General features: G+C 64.2%; 16 protein-coding genes and 1 pseudogene. 7 read left to right on the top strand and 10 right to left on the bottom strand.

The annotated features are described in order from the left end of the window. Window positions 1–112: 112 nt before the first annotated feature. The 7 genes from BPNPMPFG_RS23240 to BPNPMPFG_RS23210 all read left to right on the top strand — a co-directional run bounded on the left by BPNPMPFG_RS23240 (window position 113) and on the right by BPNPMPFG_RS23210 (window position 8473). The gene (locus BPNPMPFG_RS23240; RefSeq protein ID WP_258590978.1) at window positions 113–1153 is read left to right on the top strand and encodes an ABC transporter substrate-binding protein; all 1041 of its coding nucleotides are present in this window, start codon (window positions 113–115) and stop codon (window positions 1151–1153) included. A 78-nt stretch (window positions 1154–1231) separates the two neighbouring features. Continuing rightward, complete coding sequence (locus BPNPMPFG_RS23235) at window positions 1232–2317, top strand: ABC transporter ATP-binding protein (RefSeq protein ID WP_258596880.1); 1086 nt, start codon at window positions 1232–1234, stop codon at window positions 2315–2317. Continuing rightward, on the top strand, window positions 2314–3228 hold the full coding sequence (locus BPNPMPFG_RS23230; protein ID WP_258590977.1) for an ABC transporter permease: 915 nt from the start codon (window positions 2314–2316) through the stop codon (window positions 3226–3228). The genes BPNPMPFG_RS23235 and BPNPMPFG_RS23230 overlap by 4 nt, the downstream gene beginning before the upstream one ends. Next, window positions 3225–4025: an ABC transporter permease gene (locus tag BPNPMPFG_RS23225; RefSeq protein WP_258590976.1), complete on the top strand. Its 801-nt coding sequence runs from the start codon at window positions 3225–3227 to the stop codon at window positions 4023–4025. Before BPNPMPFG_RS23230 ends, BPNPMPFG_RS23225 begins: the two co-directional genes overlap by 4 nt. A gap of 30 nt (window positions 4026–4055) precedes the next feature. After that, window positions 4056–5642, top strand: a complete 1587-nt coding sequence (gene ggt / locus BPNPMPFG_RS23220) for a gamma-glutamyltransferase (RefSeq protein ID WP_258590975.1) — start codon at window positions 4056–4058, stop codon at window positions 5640–5642. Window positions 5643–5963: 321 nt separating this feature from the next. Beyond that, window positions 5964–7490, top strand: a complete 1527-nt coding sequence (locus BPNPMPFG_RS23215) for an acyl--CoA ligase (protein ID WP_258590974.1) — start codon at window positions 5964–5966, stop codon at window positions 7488–7490. Window positions 7491–7492: 2 nt separating this feature from the next. Continuing rightward, window positions 7493–8473 carry a 2-dehydropantoate 2-reductase gene (locus tag BPNPMPFG_RS23210; protein ID WP_258590973.1) on the top strand — a complete coding sequence of 327 codons (981 nt, stop codon included), beginning with the start codon at window positions 7493–7495 and terminating at the stop codon, window positions 8471–8473. Between the two features lie 10 nt (window positions 8474–8483). Here the strand turns inward: BPNPMPFG_RS23210 and BPNPMPFG_RS23205 are convergent, their stop codons facing one another. The 10 genes and pseudogenes from BPNPMPFG_RS23205 to BPNPMPFG_RS23160 form a co-directional block, all read right to left on the bottom strand. Next, entirely contained in the window at window positions 8484–9461 is a 978-nt protein-coding gene (locus BPNPMPFG_RS23205) for a branched-chain amino acid ABC transporter permease (RefSeq protein WP_258590972.1), read from the bottom strand. 1 nt (window position 9462) lies between these two features. Then, a complete protein-coding gene (locus BPNPMPFG_RS23200) occupies window positions 9463–10350 on the bottom strand; it encodes a branched-chain amino acid ABC transporter permease (protein WP_258590971.1) in 888 nt (295 codons plus the stop codon). Window positions 10351–10357: 7 nt separating this feature from the next. Continuing rightward, window positions 10358–11068, bottom strand: coding sequence for an ABC transporter ATP-binding protein (locus BPNPMPFG_RS23195; protein ID WP_258590970.1), 711 nt, complete (start codon window positions 11066–11068; stop codon window positions 10358–10360). Beyond that, window positions 11061–11840: an ABC transporter ATP-binding protein gene (locus tag BPNPMPFG_RS23190; RefSeq protein ID WP_258590969.1), complete on the bottom strand. Its 780-nt coding sequence runs from the start codon at window positions 11838–11840 to the stop codon at window positions 11061–11063. Before BPNPMPFG_RS23190 ends, BPNPMPFG_RS23195 begins: the two co-directional genes overlap by 8 nt. A 12-nt stretch (window positions 11841–11852) precedes the next feature. Next, window positions 11853–13062 (bottom strand): annotated as a pseudogene (locus BPNPMPFG_RS23185) (ABC transporter substrate-binding protein). 323 nt (window positions 13063–13385) lie between these two features. Next, window positions 13386–15149, bottom strand: a complete 1764-nt coding sequence (locus tag BPNPMPFG_RS23180; RefSeq protein ID WP_258590968.1) for an ABC transporter ATP-binding protein — start codon at window positions 15147–15149, stop codon at window positions 13386–13388. Window positions 15150–15518: 369 nt separating this feature from the next. Beyond that, window positions 15519–16463, bottom strand: coding sequence for an acetamidase/formamidase family protein (locus BPNPMPFG_RS23175; protein WP_258590967.1), 945 nt, complete (start codon window positions 16461–16463; stop codon window positions 15519–15521). Beyond that, the gene (locus BPNPMPFG_RS23170; RefSeq protein WP_258590966.1) at window positions 16453–18096 is read right to left on the bottom strand and encodes an ABC transporter substrate-binding protein; all 1644 of its coding nucleotides are present in this window, start codon (window positions 18094–18096) and stop codon (window positions 16453–16455) included. Before BPNPMPFG_RS23170 ends, BPNPMPFG_RS23175 begins: the two co-directional genes overlap by 11 nt. Window positions 18097–18141: 45 nt before the next feature. Continuing rightward, the gene (locus BPNPMPFG_RS23165; RefSeq protein ID WP_258590965.1) at window positions 18142–19062 is read right to left on the bottom strand and encodes an ABC transporter permease; all 921 of its coding nucleotides are present in this window, start codon (window positions 19060–19062) and stop codon (window positions 18142–18144) included. Further along, window positions 19059–19925, bottom strand: a complete 867-nt coding sequence (locus BPNPMPFG_RS23160; protein ID WP_258596878.1) for an ABC transporter permease — start codon at window positions 19923–19925, stop codon at window positions 19059–19061. The genes BPNPMPFG_RS23165 and BPNPMPFG_RS23160 overlap by 4 nt, the downstream gene beginning before the upstream one ends. Window positions 19926–19931 lie beyond the last annotated feature (6 nt).

Genomic DNA, 19931 nt, shown 5'->3' with positions numbered 1-19931 from the left:
TCGATCGCGCCGGCCGGTGTTGACAACATCGGTCGCTAGGCTACACTCAAAATTGTATACAAAATAGCATGCCAAATCAACAACAATGGGAACACCGGTTGGAGAGCCGAAAATGAACAGGACCAGAAGCGTTAGCGTTGTTGCGGTTGCCGCCCTGATGGCGTCGCTCGCGGCCCCCGCCATGGCGGGCGATACCATCACCGTCGCCTCATGGGGCGGCACCTATCAGGAGGCGCAGACCAAGGCGTTCTTCAAGCCGACCGCCGATGCGCTCGGCATCACCATCAAGGAAGACACCACCAACGGCCTCGACGACGTCCGGCTGCAGGTGACCGGCAACGCCGTGAAGTGGGACATCACCGAACTTGGCGCCGATGAATGCGCACGCGGCTCGAAGGAAGGGCTGTTCGAAAAACTCGACTACGGCATCATCGACAAGAGCGGCATCAACCCCAAGCTCGTCCATGACGACTGGGTCGGCATTTCCTACACGTCGGTCGTGCTCATCTACCGAACCGATGTCTTTGGCGACAAGGGGCCGAAGACCTGGGCCGACTTCTGGAACGTCGAGAAGTTTCCGGGACGGCGCGCGCTGAGCGGCAGCCAGTCGACTGAAACGCTGAGCATCGCGGCGCTGGCCGAAGGCATTCCGATCGACAAGGTCTATCCGGTCGACATCGACGGCGCGCTGAAATCCGTCGACAAGATCCGCGGCCATATCGACGCCTGGTGGACCTCCGGCGCCCAGGCCATGCAGTTGGTGAAAGACGGCGAAGTCGACATGGCGAGCATCTGGAACGGCCGCGCCGGCACCTTGAAGAAGGAAGGCGCGCCGGTCAGCTTCTCGTTCGACCAGGGTGTTCTGACCGCTGACTGCATGGTCATTCCCAAGGGCGCCAAGAACAGGCAAGCCGCCATGAAGGCGCTGGCGATGTTCGTCAGCCCGCAATTGCAGGCCAATCTGCCGCTCTATGTCGACAACGGGCCGGTCAACGAGAAGGCTTTCGAGACCGGCAAGATCCCGCAGGAGAGGATCAAGGACATCAATTCGGCGCCCGAAAACGTCAAGAAGCAGGTGCTGCAGGATGCCGAGTTCTGGCGCGACACTCTGGTCGAGGCGACGGAGAAGTTCAACAATCTGATCCAGCAATAGGCCGCGAACGGAACCCAAACCACGGCTGGGCGGCGCAACCGCCCTGCTTGCGCCGCCCTTGCCCAGGAGACGATGATCTTGTCCATTGCGCCATCCGCGCTACCGATCAGCATGCGCCGGATCGAGAAACGATTTGGCAGCGTAGCGGTGCTGCGTGACCTGAACCTCGATGTCGAGGCCGGCGAATTCCTGACGCTGCTCGGACCATCCGGATCCGGCAAGACGACGCTGCTGATGATCCTGGCCGGCTTTGTCCGGGCCAATGCCGGCAGTATCAGGGTCGGCGATGACGAGATCATCACCACGCCGCCGCACAAGCGCAACATCGGCATGGTGTTCCAGAACTATGCGTTGTTCCCGCATATGAACGTCTTCCACAACATCGCCTTTCCGCTGAAGCAGCGCGGCATAGCTGCCACCGAGACGGCCGAGCGCGTCGAAAAGGCACTGGATCTGGTCAAATTGCAGGGCCTGGGCGAGCGCCGGGTCGACCAGCTTTCCGGCGGCCAGCGCCAGCGCGTGGCGCTGGCGCGCGCCATCGTCTTCGAGCCGCGCATCGTGCTGATGGACGAACCCTTGTCGGCGCTCGACAAAGGTCTGCGCGAGCATATGCAGATCGAACTGCGCAGCCTGCATCGCAGGCTTGGCATGACCACGGTCTATGTCACGCATGACCAGCGCGAAGCCATCACCATGTCGGACCGCATCGCGGTGATGAACGGCGGACGCATCGAGCAGCTCGACCGGCCCGAAACCCTCTACGCCACGCCGCGGACGCGGTTTGTAGCCGGCTTCATCGGTGAATCGAATTTCATTCCGGTCGAATGCCGCAACGGTTCGGTCTGGTACGAGGACCGGAGAATCCACACCGCGGCGCCGGCGCCGGTAGCGGGCCAGCACCTGATGGTGGTGCGGCCGGAAAAGCTGCGGCTGCTCACAAATGCCGAACCGCCAGGCGACGTCAATGTGCTCGATGCGACGGTCGGTGACATCATCTACCAGGGTGACAGCTTCGTCTGCTACGCGGCGTTGCGCGATGGGCGCCAGGTGACTCTGCGCGACTATTGCCGCAGCGATGTGCTGGCGAAAATGCCGGCTCCCGGCCAGCCGATCCGCCTTGGCCTCGATGCGCAGGACACGATCCTGGTGGCAGCAGACGGATGAGCGTTCAATCCGCCTTCCGCGAACCTGCCGGCGCCGATCTCAATGCGCGGGCGCTGCGCACTGATGCCCGGCGCGAATCGTTGCGGCTGCTCGCACTGCTGGCGCCAAGCCTGTTGCTGGTCTTCGCCATCATCATCGTGCCGATCGGCTGGCTGTTCTGGCTGTCGCTGTTCGACGAGGCTGGCGCCTTCAGCGCCGCCAACTATGCGCGCTTCTTCAAGCAGGCCTCCTACATCAAGACCTTCGTCACCACCTTCAAGGTCGCCTTCATCGTCACCGGCGCCTGCGTCGTGCTTGGCTATCCCCTGGCCTATATGCTGTCCCAACTGCCGCGCCGGGCGGCATCGATCTGCCTGATCTTCGTCATCCTGCCGTTCTGGACATCGGTTCTGGTGCGCACCTATGCCTGGCTGGTGATCCTGCAGCGCAAGGGGCTGATCAACAGCTGGCTGATCGACCTCGGCGTCATCAGCCAGCCGCTGTCGCTCGCCAACAATCTGTCGGGCGTCGTCATCGGCATGACGCACATCTTGCTGCCGTTCCTGGTGCTGCCGCTCTACGCCTCGATGAAGACGATCGACACCGACTGCCTGCGCGCCGGGATGAGCCTTGGCGCCGGCCCGGCCGCCACCTTCCGGCAGATCTTCTTTCCGCTGTCGCTTCCCGGCCTCGCCTCGGGCGTGGTCATCGTCTTCGTGCTGTGCCTGGGGTTCTTCGTCACCCCGGCACTGATGGGCGGCGGCAAGGTGATCATGTGGGCGATGCGCATGGAACAGACCACCAGCCTCTACTCCAACTGGGGTGCGGGTGCTGCCCTCGGCGTGGTGCTGCTGGTGGTCACGCTGGCGCTTCTCGGCCTGTTCCAATGGCTGCTCGGCGCGCGCGCCACCGGTGTGTGGAGTTCGCGATGAGCTGGGATGTCGGCCTGCCGATCTCGCACCGGCAACGTCTGTGGCTCTACGCGCTCGGCGGCCTCGTGCTGTTGTTCCTGATCGCGCCCTCGATCATCATCGTCATCATGTCGTTTTCGGATTCGACGCTGCTGCAATTCCCGCCACGGCAATGGTCGCTGCGCTGGTATCAGACCTATTTCCAGTCGCTGGAGTGGCGCGACGCCACGATCGTGTCGGTCAAGGTGGCGATCATGACGACACTGGTGGCGACGCCGCTCGGCACCGCTGCAGCCTATGCGATAAACCGGGGCACGCTGCGCTTAAACGGCACCATCAACGCGCTGCTGACGGCGTCGCTGATCGTCCCGGTGATCCTGATCGGCATCGGCACCTTCTTCCTCTATGCGCGGATCGGGCTCAACAACACGCTGACCGGCCTGGTCATCGCGCACACCGTGCAGGCGCTGCCGCTGGTGGTGTTGACCGTGCTGTCGGGGCTGCGCTCCTACGACATGAACCAGGAACGGGTGGCGCGCAGCCTGGGTGCCGGACGCGTCGCCGCGTTCTGGCAGGTGACCATGCCGCAGATCCGTTTCTCGATCGTCTCGGGCGCGCTGTTCGCCTTCATCACCTCCTTCGACGAAGTGGTGGTTTCGCTGTTCATATCGGGCGGCGAGACGACGACGCTGACGCGCCGCATGTTCAATGCGCTGCGCGACCAGATCGACCCGACGATCGCCGCCATCTCGACCTGCCTGATCGTGCTGTCGGTCGTCCTCCTGTCGGTTGCGCAGATGTTCGGGCGGCGGCATTGATTTCAAGTGACCATGGGATATCCAGACAGAATGCGTGATTTCCAGTTCCCCGGCCGCTCGCCGGTTCGTGCCACCGAGGCGGTTGCCGCGACGTCGCACCCGCTTTCGACCCTTGCCGCGATCGACATGCTGCGCTCCGGCGGCAACGCCATGGATGCCGCCGTCTGCGCCGCCGCCGTGCAAGCGGTGGTCGAGCCGCAATCGACCGGCATCGGCGGCGATTGTTTCGTGCTCTATTGCCCTGCGGGACAGGCCGAGGTGCTGGCCTTCAATGGCTCCGGCCGCGCGCCTGCGGCGGCAAATGTCGACTGGTATCTCGAAAAAGGCTTCGACCGCATCCCGCTGCAGGGGCCGCATGCGGTCACCGTGCCGGGCGCCGTCGACGCCTGGTGCCGGTTGCTGGAGGACCATGGCCGCAAGGGCCTTGCCGATGCGCTGGCGCCCGCCATCCACTATGCCGAGAACGGCTATGTCGTGCATGACCGTGTCGCCTTCGACTGGGCCGAGCCGGAGACGGACCTTTCGGTCGACGAGCATGCCGCGCGTATCTTCCTGCCTGATGGCAAGGCGCCGAAGGCCGGCGATGTCCACCGCCAGCCGGAACTGGCCGCTACCTTGCGGACAATCGCCAGGCAGGGCCGCGCCGGATTCTACGAAGGCGCTGTCGCCGACGATATCGTCAGCCGGCTCAATGAATTGGGCGGGCTTCATTCGGCCGAGGATTTCGCCGCCACCAAGGGCGACTATGTGGCCCCGGTCAGCACCTCCTATGGCGGTTACGACATTCACCAGATGCCGCCGAACAATCAGGGGCTGACGGCGCTGCTGATGCTCAATGTGCTGTCCGGTTTCAAGCTCGGCGGGCTCGACCCCAATGGCGCCGAGCGCCTGCATCTGGAGATCGAGGCGGGACGGCTGGCCTATCGCGACCGCGACCGCTTTGTCGGCGACCAGGACCACGTTCCGGTGCCGGTGAAGCAGCTCCTGTCCAGCGCCTACGCCGACCGGCTGCGCGCCGAGATCGACCGCGACCGCGCCATGACGCATCTGCCGCGCATCGACCTGCCCGGCAGCGACACGGTCTACATCTCCATCGTCGACCGCGACCGCAATTCGGTCTCCTTCATCAACTCGACCTACTATTCGTTCGGCAGCGGCGTCGTCGGCCCGAAGACCGGCGTCGTGCTGCAGAATCGCGGTTCGAGCTTCCGCCTCGACCCGGCGCACCCGAACGCGATCGGACCCGGCAAGCGGCCGATGCACACGATCATGCCCGGCATGGCGACGAAGAACGGCCGCGTGGTGATGCCGTTCGGCGTCATGGGCGGCGGCTACCAGCCGTTCGGACATGTCCATCTGCTGACCAACATGATCGATTTCGGCATGGACCCGCAGCAGGCGCTGGATGCGCCACGCGTGTTCTACAATGATGATATTGTGGAGGCCGAACGCAATGTGCCCAGCGAGGCAGTCGAAGGCCTGCGCCGGCGCGGCCATCGCATTACTGAGCCGCATCACCCGCTGGGCGGCGGGCAAGTGGTGCTGATCGATTGGGAGAAGGGGACCCTGACCGGCGCCTCCGATCCACGCAAGGATGGCTTGGCGCTAGGTTATTGAAGTGGGTCGGTACAATCATGGCGCGGCCCAGAGTCGGGCGATTACCTTACCGGCGTTGGCGCCGCCCCTCATTGCCCTGCCGGGCATTTCTCCCCGTATAGTGACGGGGAGAAAGACGCTCTCATCAATGACTTCGCCAATAATCAACGCTGCAAGAAAAGCGCCGGCGGATCGGTTACCCCTTCTCCCCGTCACTATACGGGGAGAAGGTGCCGGCAGGCGGATGAGGGGCGGTGCCACGTCGACAAATGGTCCGATGCGACTACCTTGGGGCCGAAATCGTATGCTGGGACTTCTACACTTGAAACATAGCTGGTGACCATGACCCAAACTGAAACCCAGGCCGACCTTTCCCACCGTCTCGCCGCCGGCACCGACGATGCACCGGCGATTTCGGCGCCCGACAGGACGACGCTGACGCATGGCGGATTGCGCAGCCTGATCGCCGCCACGGCCGCCGCGCTGCATGCGCGCGGCATCGGTCGGGGCGACAGGGTGGCAATCGTGCTGCCGAACGGGCCGGAGATGGCCACCGCCTTCGTCGCGGTGGCCGCAACCGCCTCGACGGCGCCGCTCAATCCCGCCTACCGGGCCGACGAGCTCGATTTCTACCTGACCGATATCGGCGCCAAGGCGATCCTCGTCGCGGAAGACGAGACCGGACCGGCGGTGACCGTAGCCGAGCGGCTCGGCATCGGCGTGCTCAGGCTTGTCGCATTGCCAGATGCGCCGGCCGGAAGCTTTACCATCGAGGGCGCTGCAATCGGTCCGCCGGCAGCGCCCGATATGGCGCAGGACGGCGACATCGCGCTTTTGCTGCACACCTCCGGCACCACGTCGCGGCCCAAGCTGGTGCCGCTAAGCCATGCCAACATCGCGGCGTCGGCTGCCCATATCGGCGCGACGCTTGGCCTGACGGCCGATGACCGCTGCCTCAACATCATGCCGCTGTTCCACATTCACGGCCTGATCGCGGCAGTGCTGTCCTCGCTTGCATCGGGCGGCAGCATCTACTGCACGCCGGGCTTCAACGCGCTGCGCTTCTTCCAGTGGCTGAGCGAGGCGCGGCCGAGCTGGTATACGGCGGTGCCGACCATGCATCAGGCAATCCTGCCGCGGGCGGCGCGCAATGCCGAGGCGCTGGCGGCAGCGCGTCTGCGCTTCATCCGCTCGTCGTCTGCGTCGCTGCCGGCGCAAGTGATGGCCGAGCTGGAGACGACTTTCGGCTGCCCGGTGATCGAATCCTACGGGATGACCGAAGCGGCGCACCAGATGGCATCGAACCGGCTGCCGCCGGGCCAGCGCAAGCCGGGCAGCGTCGGTGCGGCCGCCGGACCTGAGGTGGCGGTGATGGCGCCGGACGGTCGGCTGCTGAAAGCCGGCGAAACCGGCGAGATCGTCATTCGCGGACCCAATGTGACGGCAGGCTACGAGAAGAACCCTGACGCCAACGCCACGGCTTTCGCGCATGGCTGGTTCCACACCGGCGACCAGGGCGTGCTGGACGAGGATTTCTATTTGCGTGTCACCGGCCGGCTCAAGGAGATCATCAATCGCGGCGGTGAAAAAGTCTCGCCGCTCGAGGTCGACGACGTGCTGATGGATCACCCGGCGGTGGCGCAGGTCGTCACCTTCGCCATGCCGCATGACAAGCTTGGCGAGGAGGTGGCGGCGGCGGTGGTGCTGCGCGAGGGCATGACCGCCAATGAGGCCGATATCCGCGTCTATGCAGCGACGCGGCTCGCCGACTTCAAGGTGCCGCGCAAGGTCCTGATCCTGGACGAGATCCCCAAGGGCGCCACCGGCAAGCTGCAGCGCATCGGGCTTGCCGCCAAACTCGGACTTTGACGATGAAGATCACCATCTTTGGCGCCGGCGCGATCGGCGGCTATCTCGCCGCCAAGCTTGCCATGGCCGGCAGGACCGAACTGTCGATCGTCGCGCGCGGCGCGCATCTGGAAGCGATCAAGGCAAGCGGGCTGCGCCTGATCGAGGACGGCCAGGAAATTTCGGTCGCTGTCCGGGCCACCGCGAAGGCCGAGGAGCTTGGCGCCCAGGACTATGTCGTGCTGGCGCTAAAAGCCCATTCCCTGACCCCCGCGCTCGACCAGGTCGCGCCGCTGCTTGGGCCGGACACCGCCGTCGTCACCATGCAGAACGGTGTTCCCTGGTGGTATTTCCACGGCGTCGGCGGGCCGCTCGAAGGCGCCAGGTTGAACGCAGTGGATCCCGGCGGCGCGATCTGGCAGCGGATCGGGCCGCAGCGCGTCATCGGCTCGGTCGTCTATCCCGCGGTCGAGGTCGACGCACCCGGCCTCATCCGCCATGTCGAGGGCAAACGCTTTTCGCTTGGCGAACCCTCGGGCGAGCGCAGCGAACGGGTGACCCGGCTGGCCGAGGAGATGGTCAAGGCCGGGCTGCAGGTGCCGGTCCGCGACGACATCCGCGGCGAGATCTGGGTCAAGCTGTGGGGCAATCTCTCCTTCAACCCGATCTCGGCGCTGACCGGCAGCACGCTGGCGGCGATCGTCGCCGACGAGGGCACCCGCACGCTTGCCCGCACCATGATGCTGGAGGCGCAGGCGATCGGCGAAAGCCTCGGCGTGCGTTTTCCCATAGCCGTCGACCGGCGCATCAAGGGCGCCGGCGATGTCGGCGAGCACAAGACCTCGATGCTGCAGGATCTGGAGCGCGGCCGGCCGATGGAGATCGACGCGCTGGTGACGGCAGTCCAGGAACTTGGCCGGCTAACCGACAAACCGACGCCCACCATCGATGCCGTGCTGGCGCTGGTGCGGCGGCTGGCAGTGGAGCGCGGGTGCTATTCCTGAGCCGGACCTTCTATCGGCCCTTCGCCGCCGGCTTGAGAAGCCGCGCGTAAAATTCGCCGACTATGCCACGCCGGAAAACCAGCACGCACACCATGAAGATCAGGCCGGTGGCGATGGTCACCGGAAAACCGGAGGTGGCAAGCGTGTTTTCCAGCCCGACGACCAGGCTGGCGCCGATGATCGGTCCGACCATGGTGCCGATGCCGCCGAGAAGCGTCATCAGGATCACCTCGCCCGACATCTGCCAGGTGACGTCGGTGAGCGTGGCAAACTGGAAAACGATCGCCTTGAGCGCGCCGGCCAGCCCGGCGAGTGTCGCCGACATGACGAAGGCCCCCAGCTTATAGTTGGCGACGGAATAGCCCAGCGAAATGGCGCGATTCTCGTTTTCCCGGATCGAGCGCAGGATCATGCCGAAGGGCGAATTGACGATGCGCCAGATGGCGAAGACGCCGAGCAGGAACACTGCCAGCACGAAATAATACATGTTCATCGAGACGTTCAGGTCGAGGAAGCCAAGCAGGACGCCGCGCGGCACACCTTGAATGCCATCCTCGCCTTCGGTGAAGGGGGCCTGCACGCAGAAGAAGAAGAACATCTGCGACAGCGCCAGCGTGATCATGGCGAAATAGATGCCTTGCCGGCGAATGGCGAAAAAGCCCATGACAAGGCCGAGCAGTGCCGCGCCTGCCATGCCGAGCAGGATACCCGCTTCCGGCGGCCAGCCCCAGACCTTGACGGCATGCGCGGTGAAGTAGGCGGCGCCGCCGAAGAAGGTGGCGTGGCCGAACGACAGGAGCCCGGTATAGCCGAGCAGAAGATTGAACGCGCAGGCAAACAGCGCGAAACACAGCATCTTCATCAGGAAGATCGGATAGACCAGGAAAGGCGCCACCAGCAGCGCCAGGATGCCAAGCCCGACCAACGTCCATTCGAACCGTGCCGAGGTTCTGGCGGGCGCCTCGCGAAGCGTCGTCAGTTCGGCCATGTCAGGCGTCCCTTCCAAACAGGCCGGCCGGCCGGACCAGCAGCACGATGGCCATGATGACGAAGACCACGAGGTTGGAAGCCTCGGGGTAGAAGACCTTGGTCAGGCCTTCAGCAAGGCCGAGCATGTAGCCGGTGACGATCGCGCCGAGGATCGATCCCATGCCGCCGACCACGACGACCGCGAAGACGACGATGATGAGATCCGATCCCATCAGCGGGCTCACCTGATAGATCGGCGCGGCCAGAATTCCGGCAAGCCCGGCAAGGGCGGAGCCGAGGCCGTAGGTAAGGGTCAGCAGCAATGGCACGTTGACGCCGAAAGCCTGAACGAGACGGGGATTCTCGGTTGCCGCGCGCAGATAGGAACCAAGCCTGGTCTTCTCGATCAGCGCCCAGGTGCCGAAGCAGACGATCAGCGAGGCGACCACCACCCAGCCACGGTAGTTGGGCAGAAACATGAAGCCGAGATTGGTGCCTCCGGAAAGCAGCGGCGGCACCGCGTAAGGATTTCCCGACACGCCGTAATAATAACGGAACACGCCCTCGAGCACGAGCGCGAGGCCGAAGGTGAAGAGCAGGCCGTAGAGCGGATCGAGATCGTACAGCCTCGACAGCGCCAGGCGCTCGACCACGATGCCGAAGAGACCGACGATCAGCGGCGAAAGGATCAAGGCGGGCCAGTAACCAATGCCGAAATGCGTGAGAAGCAGATAGCCGACGAAGGCGCCGAGCATATACTGGGCACCATGGGCGAAATTGATGACGCGCAGCAGGCCGAATATAACGGCCAGACCCAGGCTCAGCATGGCGTAGAAGGAGCCGTTGATCAGCCCGACCAGCAACTGGCCGAGGAAAGCCTGAAGGGGGATGCCGAAGATCATCATCATGGCACCATCATACACCCAGAACGTCGTGGAGCAGCGTCATGCGGTCCGCCAGTTCGCCGACCGGAAACCCTGCCACGACCTTGCCGTGCTCCATCAGATAGAAACGGTCGGCGACGCGGCTGGCGAAACGGAAATTCTGTTCGACCAGCAGGATCGTCATGCCGCGCTTTTTCAACGTCGCCAGCAATTCGCCGATACGCTGCACGATGACGGGAGCCAGACCTTCCGCCGGCTCGTCGAGAAGCAGCATTTTGACGCCGGTTCTCAGCATGCGCGCGATCGCCAGCATCTGCTGTTCGCCGCCCGAGAGCCTTGTGCCGGGACTGTTGCGTCGCTCCTTGAGATTGGGAAACAGATCGAATATTTCCTCGACGCTCATGCCGCCCTCGGCGACAACCGGCGGCAGGATCAAATTCTCGTCGACGGTCAGTGTCGCGAAGATGCCGCGTTCCTCCGGCACGAAGCCGATGCCTTGATGCGCGGTCCGGTGCAGCGGCAGCCGCATCAGATCCTTGCCGTCGAAAACAAGCTGGCCGGTTCGCTTGCGGATCAGCCCCATGATGGCGCGCAGCGTCGTCGTCTTGCCGACGCCGTTGCGGCCGAGCAGCGTGACCGTCTCGCCGGCAAACACCTGCAGATCGACGCCGTGCAGCGCATGGCTCTCGCCATACCAGGCGTTGAAGCCGCTGACCGCGAGCAGGGGTGCTGCACTAGTCATCGGCGGTGCCCATATAGGCGATCCTCACGCGTTCATCGCGGCTGACGGTGGCGTAGTCGCCGGCCGCAAGGATCTCGCCGCGCTGCATGACCGTTATCCAGTCGCAAAGATCGGCCACGACAGTCAGATTGTGCTCGACCATCAGCACGGCGCGATCCCTGGCCACCAAGCGGATGAGGTCAGAAACGGTGGCCACATCCTCATGCCCCATGCCGGCCATCGGCTCGTCCAGCAGCAACACCTTTGGATCGAGCGCCAGGGTGGTGGCGATCTCGAGCACGCGTTTCCTGCCATAGGAAAGATCGCCGGCGAGCCTGTTCGTGGCATCGTCAAGACCGACCGACCGCAGCAGTTCCACGGCGCGCGGCGTCAATCGATCGAGCGCCGCGAGCGAGCGCCAGAACTGAACGCCGAGCCCACTCGGCCGCTGCAGCGCGACGCGCACATTGTCGAGCACGCTGAGATGCGGAAAAATCGCCGATATCTGGAACGAGCGCACCAGACCCATCCGCGCGACCTTGGCCGGCGACGTGCGGGTGATGTCGTGGCCAAGCAGTTCGATCCTGCCGCTGGTCGGCGCCAGGAACTTGGTGAGCAGATTGAAAACGGTGGTCTTGCCGGCGCCGTTGGGTCCGATCAGGGCATGGATGTTGCCATGGCGGACATCGAGATCGACGTTTTTGACGGCGACGAAGCCGGCGAAGTCACGCCGCAACCCGCGGGCGGAAAGCACCACCCGCGGCTCAGTCCCGTTCGGATCAGGCGGCGCCATGGGCCGCGCCGATCACTGGCCGGCCGTTGGACAGCCGCTTTCCTTCTCGCTCAGGAATGCCTCGTTGCCTGGAATGGTGGCGAGGTATTTGTAGTAGTCCCAATCCTTGGTGCTCTCGCTGGGCGACTTGACCTGGTAAAGATACATGTCGTGGACCATGTTGCCATCGGACTGCACTTTGCCGTTGGCCGTAAAAACGTCGTTCACCGGCATGGAATGCAGCTGCTTGGCGACGGCCTCGGTCTCGTCGGTGCCGGCCTTGTCGATCGCCTTCAGGTACTGCGTCACCGCCGAATAGGTCGCGGCCTGGATCATGTTCGGCATGCGATTGGTGCGCTTGATAAAACCGCTGCGCGAATTCGCGGCTCTTGTCATCGCGATCCCAGTAGAAGCCCTCGGTCAGCACAACACCTTGCGCTGCCTGAAGGCCCAGTCCATGCACCTCGGCCAGCGTGAAAAGAAGTGCGGCAAGACGCTGGCCGCCCTGCACGATGCCGAATTCGGCCGCCTGCTTGATGGAGTTGGAGGTATCGAGGCCGGCATTGGCCAGCCCGATGACCTTGGCGCCCGACGACTGCGCCTGCAGCAGGAAGGATGAATAATCGGTCGAGCCGAGCGGATAGCGCACTTCGCCCAACACCTTGCCGCCGTGGCTCTCGACGAACTTGGTGGTCTGCTCCTTGAGCGAGTAGCCGAACGCGTAGTCGACGGTGACGAAAAACCAGCTGTCGCCGCCCTGCTGCACGAGAGAGCCGCCGGTTCCCACTGCCTGCGAATGGGTGTCGTAGGCCCAGTGGAAACCGTAGGGCGAGCACTGCTTGCCGGTCAGCTCCGTGGTCGCCGCACCGGTAACGATATCGATTTTCTTCTTTTCCTTGGAAATCCCCTGGACGGCGAGCGCCACCGAAGAGGTCGTCAGTTCCATGATGGCATCGACCTGTTCGGTGTCGTACCACTGCCGCGCGATGTTGGAGGCGATATCCGGCTTGTTCTGATGATCGGCGCTGATGATCTCGATCGGCGCTCCCTGCACCTTGCCGCCGAAATCCTCGACCGCCATCTTGGCTGCCTCGACCGACCACTTGCCGCCAAAATCGGCATAGACGCCCGATTGGTCATTGAGGATGCCGATCTTGACCTTGCCGTCGGAAATTTCGGCGGCCGAAGCGGGGATTGCGGCCGCGGCAAGAAGCGCGGCAGAAACGAAATAGCATACCTTCATGGTCTACTTCCTCCCATTACGATGAAGCCGACCGGCCCTCCACGATCGATCATCGGCAAATCGAACATGCGGAAGATGAGGATGAACGGCAAGGGCCATTGCGCATTTCACATTCGAGGCCTGCCAATCCTTGTTCGCCGGGCCGGCTCCTGAATCTGCCGCCGCCACATGGGCGGCAAGGCCGACCGGCGGCATGATGCCGGTCGTGAGCCGAGATGAAACACGAACATGTGAACCGCGACCTGCGGGTATCGCGAGGTCATCCTTGAGCAGCTTGGAGTCTCGGTGCGGCTACGGGGTGCACTGCGCCGGCAGCAAATGCCTCAGGCCTCGGCGGCGACGAGATGGCCGTTGCCGACATCCCTTAGCGCCAGCTTCAGCGGCGCCTCGCCGATCCTGCGCGTCGCGCTCGGAATCTCCTGGTCGAGGCGGGCGAAGCGCGGCCTGCGCCTGGTGGGATCTGGCACCGGCACGGCTTCGATCAGGCGTCTGGTGTAGGGATGGCGCGGGTTGGAAAACACCTGGTCGCGTGTGCCCATTTCGACGATCTGACCGAGATACATGACCGCGACCCGGTCGGAGATGTTTTCGACCACCGCCATGTCGTGCGAGATGAAGAGATAGGCGACACCGAATTCGCGCTGCAATTCCTTCAACAGGTCGAGCACGCGTGCTTGCACCGAGACGTCGAGGGCCGAGACGCTCTCATCGGCGATGATCAGCTTCGGCCGCAGCGCCAGTGCCCGTGCAATGCAGACCCGCTGGCGCTGGCCGCCGGAGAATTCGTGCGGATAGAGTTCCATCTGGTCGGCCGACAGGCCGACACGCTCGAACAATGCAGCCACACGCTGGCTGCGTTCTTCCTTCGAAGCGATGCCGTGGATGACGAGTGGCTCGGCGACCAGATCGCCGACGAGCATGCGTGGATCGAGCGAGGCGAAGGGATCCTGGAAGATCATCTGCACATCGCGGCGCACCGCCTTGCGCTCGTCGCGGCCTAGGCCCGACAGGTTGCGCCCGCCAATGACGATGTCGCCGCTGTAAGGCACCAGTCCGGCCAGCGCCTTGGCGGTGGTCGACTTGCCGCAACCGGACTCGCCGACCAGCGCCAGCGTTTCGTTCGGCGCGATGGAGAAACTGACGCCCTCGACGGCGTGGACGCGCCGGTTGACCCGGCCGAAGACGCCGCCGCGCAGGTCGAAGCGGACATGCAGATCGCTGACCATGGCGACGTTGGCCGGCGTTGCCGTCTCGGCATCCCTGGATTTCTGGCGGCCAACACCTGTGCCGATGCGCGGCACGGCGGCAAGCAGCTCGCGCGTGTAGTCGGCTTGCGGCCTAGCGAAGATGTCTGATGTCTTTCCCTCCTCGACCATACGGCCATGCCGCATGATGATGACGCGGTCGGCCATTTCGGCGACCACGCCCATGTCGTGGGTGATGAGGATGACGCTGGTGCCATGCTGGCGCTGCAGGTCGCGCAGCAACTCCAGCACTTCGCCTTGCACGGTGACGTCGAGCGCCGTCGTCGGCTCGTCGGCGATCAGCACGTCGGGCTCGAGCGCCAGCGCCATGGCGATCATCACCCGCTGGCGCATGCCGCCGGAGAGCTCATGCGGAAACTGCTTTAGCCGGCTTTCGGCCTCCGAAATGCGCACCGCCTTCAACGCCTCGATGGCGCGCTGGCGGGCTTGCGCCTGTGACAGGCTGGTATGCGCCTCGATGGACTCGGTCAGCTGCCGGCCGATCGTCAGCACCGGGTTGAGCGAGGTCATCGGCTCCTGGAAGATCATGGCGATGCGGTCGCCGCGAATGCGCCGCATCTGGCGCTCGTCGAGCGCTGCCAGATCGGTATCACCAAGATGGATTTTTCCCGACGATATACGCGCGGCAGGCTGCGGCAGGAGCTGCATGATCGCCAGCGCGGTCATCGACTTGCCGGAACCGGATTCGCCGGCGATGCACAGCGTCTCGCCACGTTGAAGCGTAAGCGACAGGTCAGACACCACCTCGCGCTCGCCGTCCTCGCCGCGCACGCTGACGGAGAGATTGGCGATGTCGAGGACGGGTTTTGTTTCGCCGGTCATCGCAGGCCTGACCCTGCGAGGGATTTATTTCTGCACACCCCCCTCTGTCCTGCCGGACATCTCCCCCTCAAGGGGGACTCAAGGGGGGAGAGCAATCGCATATGGGAAGCCGAGGCTTTCGCCTTACGAATACCCCCACCCCTAACCCCTCCCCACAAGGGGGAGGGAGACTCTCGTAGGCGCTGATCTCGGCAAACTGCCCAAGTTCGACGCCGAGGATGATGGATGAAGGCGCGCGGCAGCATTCCCTCCCCCTTGTGGGGAGGGTTAGGGTGGGGGTCCTTCTTCGCAAGAATCCATATGCGATGGCCCTGCCCTTGCGGGGGAGATGGTCGGCAGACCAGAGGGAGGTGTGACGGAGCGCTGCGTTCATTCAAACACGCAGCGCGGGAAGTAGAACGACACCACCCAGTTCGGCATGTCGACGATCTCGCTGATGCGCAGATCGCCGCAGACCGAGGCCAGCATGTAGGCCTCTACCGGATCGATCTTGTAGCGGCCGGCAAGCAGGTCGACCATCTGCGCGACGGCCTCCCTGGCGCCGGCCATCAGGTCCGGCCCAACGCCGGTCGTCACCTCATAGCCCTTGGCGTCGAGATGGCGGGTCACCGGACCAGAGGTGGTGAAGCGCGGCGTCTTCAGCCTGGCGTCCTTGACCAGGTCGAGCTTGAGCACGACGTCCATCGGGCTTTCGATCGCCGTGCCGCAGACCTCGCCATCGCCTTGCGCGGCATGGGTGTCGCCGACCGAAAACAGCGCGCCCGCCACTTCCACCGGCAGATAGAGCGTGGTGCCGGCGGCGAGATCGCGGATGTCGAGGTTGCCGCCGACCCGCCTTGGCGGCACCACCGAGTGATGGCCCTTTTCCGCCGGTGCGTTGCCGATGGTCCCGGCGAATGGTTTCAGCGGCACCCGCGCATTCTTGCCGAACAGCGCCGGCTCGAGCGAGGCGGCGTCGTACTTCCAGATGTTGAGCGCCGGCTCCTTGAAGTCGTCGGCGAGCAGGCCAAAGCCCGGAATGTTTGCCGTCCAGCCGAAGCCGGACGGTTTGAACATCTCGATCGTCACCTTCAGTGCATCACCCGGCTCGGCGCCCTCGACGAAGATCGGCCCGGTGACCGGATTGATCCTGGCAAATTCCAACTTGGCGATGTCGGCAACCGTGCTGCCGGCCGTCAACTGGCCGCCGGAGGAATCGAGGCACTGGAACTCGATGGTCGAGCCGGGCGCCACCCGCTCGGCTGGGACAAACGAATTGTCCCAGCCGAAATGGTGATGGCGCCCGTGGATGGTGTAGTCGCAGTTATTGCACATCTTTTACGTACACATTGTCATAGTTGATCGGGATATGGACGGGGTCGACATAGAGGTTGTCGGCGCCGCCCATGCGGGCCGATTTCATGGTGAAACGCTGCTCGTTGAAGACCGGCGCCCAGGGCGCGTCTTCCATCACCTTGTCGTAGATGGCGCTCCACATCTTGTCGCGCTCGACTGCCTTGGCCGGGTCGACCACGGAGTCGGCCTCGGCCGCCTTGGCATCGAGATCCTTGTTGCAATACCACGACCAGTTCCAGCCGCCCGGAACCGCGCCGGCGCAACCGAGGATCGGGCCGTAGAAGTTGGACGGATCCGGGAAGTCGGCGATCCAGGCCATGCCGCCGGACCAGATCATCGGCGCGCCGGCCTTGTCGCCGCCGGCGGCAATGACGTTGGCCTGGGCGAGCGACTGGATGCTGGCCTTGATGCCGATGGCCGCCAGGTCCTGCTGGATCGCCTGGGCGATGCGCGGGTTAGGATCGGTGTTCATGGCGAACAATTGCGTGTCGAAACCGTCGGGATGACCGGCCTCGGCGAGCAGCGCCTTGGCCTTGGCGACGTCATAGGGATAACCCTTGTATTCCTTGTCGTAGCCCGGCATCGACGGCGGCAGCGGCTGGTTGGCCGGCACCGCGCGGTTGTTGATGATCTGGACGATGCGCGCCTTGTTGAGCGCCATGTTGACGGCCTGGCGCACCTTCACATTGTCGAACGGCGCCATGGTGGTGTTCATGGTGACATAGCCGGTGTGCAGCTGGCCGCCTTCGACGACGCGCGCCTTCTGCTCGGGATCGGCCATCACTTCCTGGAACTTGGCCGGCGGAATGCCGTCGCCTGGCACGTCGATCTCGCCTTTCTGCAGGCGCAGCAGCGCCACGATCGGTTCCTGGCCGATCTCGAAAGTGATCTTGTCCAGGTGCGGCAGGCCCTTGTGCCAGTAATCCGGGTTGCGCTCGAAGACGATGCGCTGGCCGAGCGTCCATTCGGCGAGCTTGAAAGCGCCGGTGCCGACCGGATGCTTGCCGAAATCGGCGCCATATTTCTCGACCTCTTCCTTCGGCACGACATGCGAGAAGTTGATGGCCATGACATGCAGGAAGGTGGCGTCGGGACGGGTCAGTTCGAACTTGACGGTGTAGGGATCGACCACCGTGATGCCGGAGAGGCTTTCGGCCTTGCCGGCGGCGACATCGTCATAGCCCTTGATCGAGCCGAAGAAGCCGGCGCCGGGGCTCTGCGTCTTCGGGTTGGTGACGCGGTCGAGCGAGTACTTCACATCGTCGGCCGTCATCTCGCGGCCATTGTGGAATTTGACGCCGTGACGCAGCTTGAAGGTGAAGGTCTTGCCGTCGGGCGAGATGTCGTAGCTTTCGGCGAGGTCGGGCTTCAGATTGGTGGTGCCCGGCTCGTAATCCATCAGCCCGTCGAACAGGCTCTTGATCATCGACCAGTTCTGCCAGTCATAGCCGATCGCCGGATCGAGCGTGGCGACGTCGTCCTTGTAGGTGATGGTGATGGCGCCGCCCTGCTTGGCGTTCGGATCGATGGTGTCCTCGGCGCGAACATTTGTCATGCCGAGCATCAGCGCAAGCGCCGATGCCGCGACTGTAGATACCAGAAACTTTTTCATTGTTATGTTCCCTTTCTCTGTTTGTTTTCGGTCATGTCCTGATTTTCATCTGAGTTTAATACGGGGGTCGATGAAGGGCGCGATGATGTCGGCGGCGAGGTTGCCGAGCACGATGGCGAAGGCCGACACCAGCGTGACACCCATGATGATCGGAATGTCGACGCGCTGGATGGCTTGCCAGGCCAGCTGGCCGATGCCGGGCCAGCCGAACACGCTTTCGACGACGACGATGCCGCCCATGAAGATGCCGATGTCGATGCCGATCATGGCGATGACCGGCAGGATGGCGTTGGGCAAAGCATGGCGGAAAAGGATGGCGCCACGCGCCAGGCCCTTGGCGCGGGCGGTGCGGACATAATCCTGGCGCAGCACGTCGATCATCGACGAGCGCATCATGCGCGCGTACCAGCCGGCGCCGAGGATGCCCATGGTCAGCGACGGCAGGACGAGATGGCGCCAGGTGCCGTAGCCGCCGATCGGAAACCAGCTCAGCCGCACGGCAAAGACGTATAGCAGCAGCAGGCCGACGACGAATTGCGGCGCCGAGACGCCGACGAAGGAGGCGACCATCAGCGTCTGGTCGGTGGCGGTGCCGCGCTTGACGGCGGCGATCAGGCCCATGCTGAGGCCGAGCAGCAGCTCGCAGAAGATGGCGCCGACCATCAGCAGCAGGCTTGCCGGCAGCCGCGAGACGATCAGCTCGGTGACCTCGGAGCGCTGGATGTAGGAACGGCCGAGATCGCCGCTGACGAGCTTGGTCAGATAACGCCAATACTGGACGACGAAGGGCTGGTCGAGGCCGAGTTGCTGGCGGATGTTCTCGACCGTCTGCGGCGTGGCGCTGCGGCCAGCGATCTGGCGCACAGGATCGGCCGGCAAGAGATAGAGCAGCGCGAAGGTGATCAGCGAGACGCCGAGCAGGATGAGCAGCGACTGGATCAGGCGGCGGCCGAGATAGGCGATCATGCCCGGCCCCTTTGCGTCGGATCGAGGATGTCGCGCAGCGCATCGCCGATCAGGTTGAAGGCCAGCGCCAGCGCCAGGATCGCGGCGCCGGGGAAGAACACCAGCCAGGGCGCGGCCTGGAAGTAGGTCTGGTTCTCGAAGATGATGTTGCCCCAGGAGGCGGTCGGCGGCTGCACGCCGATGCCGAGGAAGGAGAGCGTCGCCTCCAGCAGCACCGTGGTCGAGATGCCGAGCGTGCCCCAGACGATGATGGTCGGCAGGAGATGCGGCAGGATGTGGCGAAACAGGATGCGCGGCGCGCTGGCGCCGATGGTGCGCTCGGCGTCGATGAACTCGCGCTCGGCGAGCGAGCTGGTCTCGGTGTAGATGACGCGGGCGGTCTGCACCCAGTTGACCAGCGCGATGACCATGGCGACGATCCACAGGCTGGGCTGGAACACCGCCGCTAGGCAAATTGCAAGCAGCAGCGCCGGAAACGCCATCATCAGGTCGGTGAAGCGCATCAACGCGCTGCCGATCCAGCCGCGGAAATAGCCTGCTGTTACGCCGACCAGCGTGCCGATGAAAAGCGCCACGCCATTGGCGACGACGCCGATGATCAGCGAGGTGCGGGCGCCATAGAGGATGCGGGTCAGCAGGTCGCGGCCGAGCAGGTCGGTGCCGAGCCAGAACTGGGCGTTCGGCGGCAGGGGCGAGCCTTCGATGGTCAGGCCGTCGAACATCTGCTCGTTGGGATCATGGCCGGTCAGCCATGGCGCCAGGATGGCGCCGGCGACGACGATGGCGACGATCACCAAGCCGAGCATTGCCAGGCGGCGTTTGACCAGCCGGCGCCAGACGCCGGCGCGCGGCTTGGCCGGCATGCGCCC

The organism is Mesorhizobium sp. AR07 (genome assembly GCF_024746815.1).
GTDB lineage: Bacteria > Pseudomonadota > Alphaproteobacteria > Rhizobiales > Rhizobiaceae > Mesorhizobium.
This window is presented reverse-complemented; position numbering and strand designations above follow the sequence as displayed.

Coding starts and splice junctions, on each gene's coding strand:
- BPNPMPFG_RS23170 (WP_258590966.1), bottom strand. CDS start 18,096: ATGAAAAAGTTTCTGGTATCTACAGTCGCGGCATCGGCGCTTGCGCTG.
- BPNPMPFG_RS23175 (WP_258590967.1), bottom strand. CDS start 16,463: ATGTGCAATAACTGCGACTACACCATCCACGGGCGCCATCACCATTTC.
- BPNPMPFG_RS23240 (WP_258590978.1), top strand. CDS start 113: ATGAACAGGACCAGAAGCGTTAGCGTTGTTGCGGTTGCCGCCCTGATG.
- BPNPMPFG_RS23190 (WP_258590969.1), bottom strand. CDS start 11,840: ATGGCGCCGCCTGATCCGAACGGGACTGAGCCGCGGGTGGTGCTTTCC.
- ggt (WP_258590975.1), top strand. CDS start 4,056: ATGCGTGATTTCCAGTTCCCCGGCCGCTCGCCGGTTCGTGCCACCGAG.
- BPNPMPFG_RS23225 (WP_258590976.1), top strand. CDS start 3,225: ATGAGCTGGGATGTCGGCCTGCCGATCTCGCACCGGCAACGTCTGTGG.
- BPNPMPFG_RS23215 (WP_258590974.1), top strand. CDS start 5,964: ATGACCCAAACTGAAACCCAGGCCGACCTTTCCCACCGTCTCGCCGCC.
- BPNPMPFG_RS23230 (WP_258590977.1), top strand. CDS start 2,314: ATGAGCGTTCAATCCGCCTTCCGCGAACCTGCCGGCGCCGATCTCAAT.
- BPNPMPFG_RS23210 (WP_258590973.1), top strand. CDS start 7,493: ATGAAGATCACCATCTTTGGCGCCGGCGCGATCGGCGGCTATCTCGCC.
- BPNPMPFG_RS23205 (WP_258590972.1), bottom strand. CDS start 9,461: ATGGCCGAACTGACGACGCTTCGCGAGGCGCCCGCCAGAACCTCGGCA.
- BPNPMPFG_RS23195 (WP_258590970.1), bottom strand. CDS start 11,068: ATGACTAGTGCAGCACCCCTGCTCGCGGTCAGCGGCTTCAACGCCTGG.
- BPNPMPFG_RS23200 (WP_258590971.1), bottom strand. CDS start 10,350: ATGATGATGATCTTCGGCATCCCCCTTCAGGCTTTCCTCGGCCAGTTG.
- BPNPMPFG_RS23180 (WP_258590968.1), bottom strand. CDS start 15,149: ATGACCGGCGAAACAAAACCCGTCCTCGACATCGCCAATCTCTCCGTC.
- BPNPMPFG_RS23165 (WP_258590965.1), bottom strand. CDS start 19,062: ATGATCGCCTATCTCGGCCGCCGCCTGATCCAGTCGCTGCTCATCCTG.
- BPNPMPFG_RS23160 (WP_258596878.1), bottom strand. CDS start 19,925: ATGCCGGCCAAGCCGCGCGCCGGCGTCTGGCGCCGGCTGGTCAAACGC.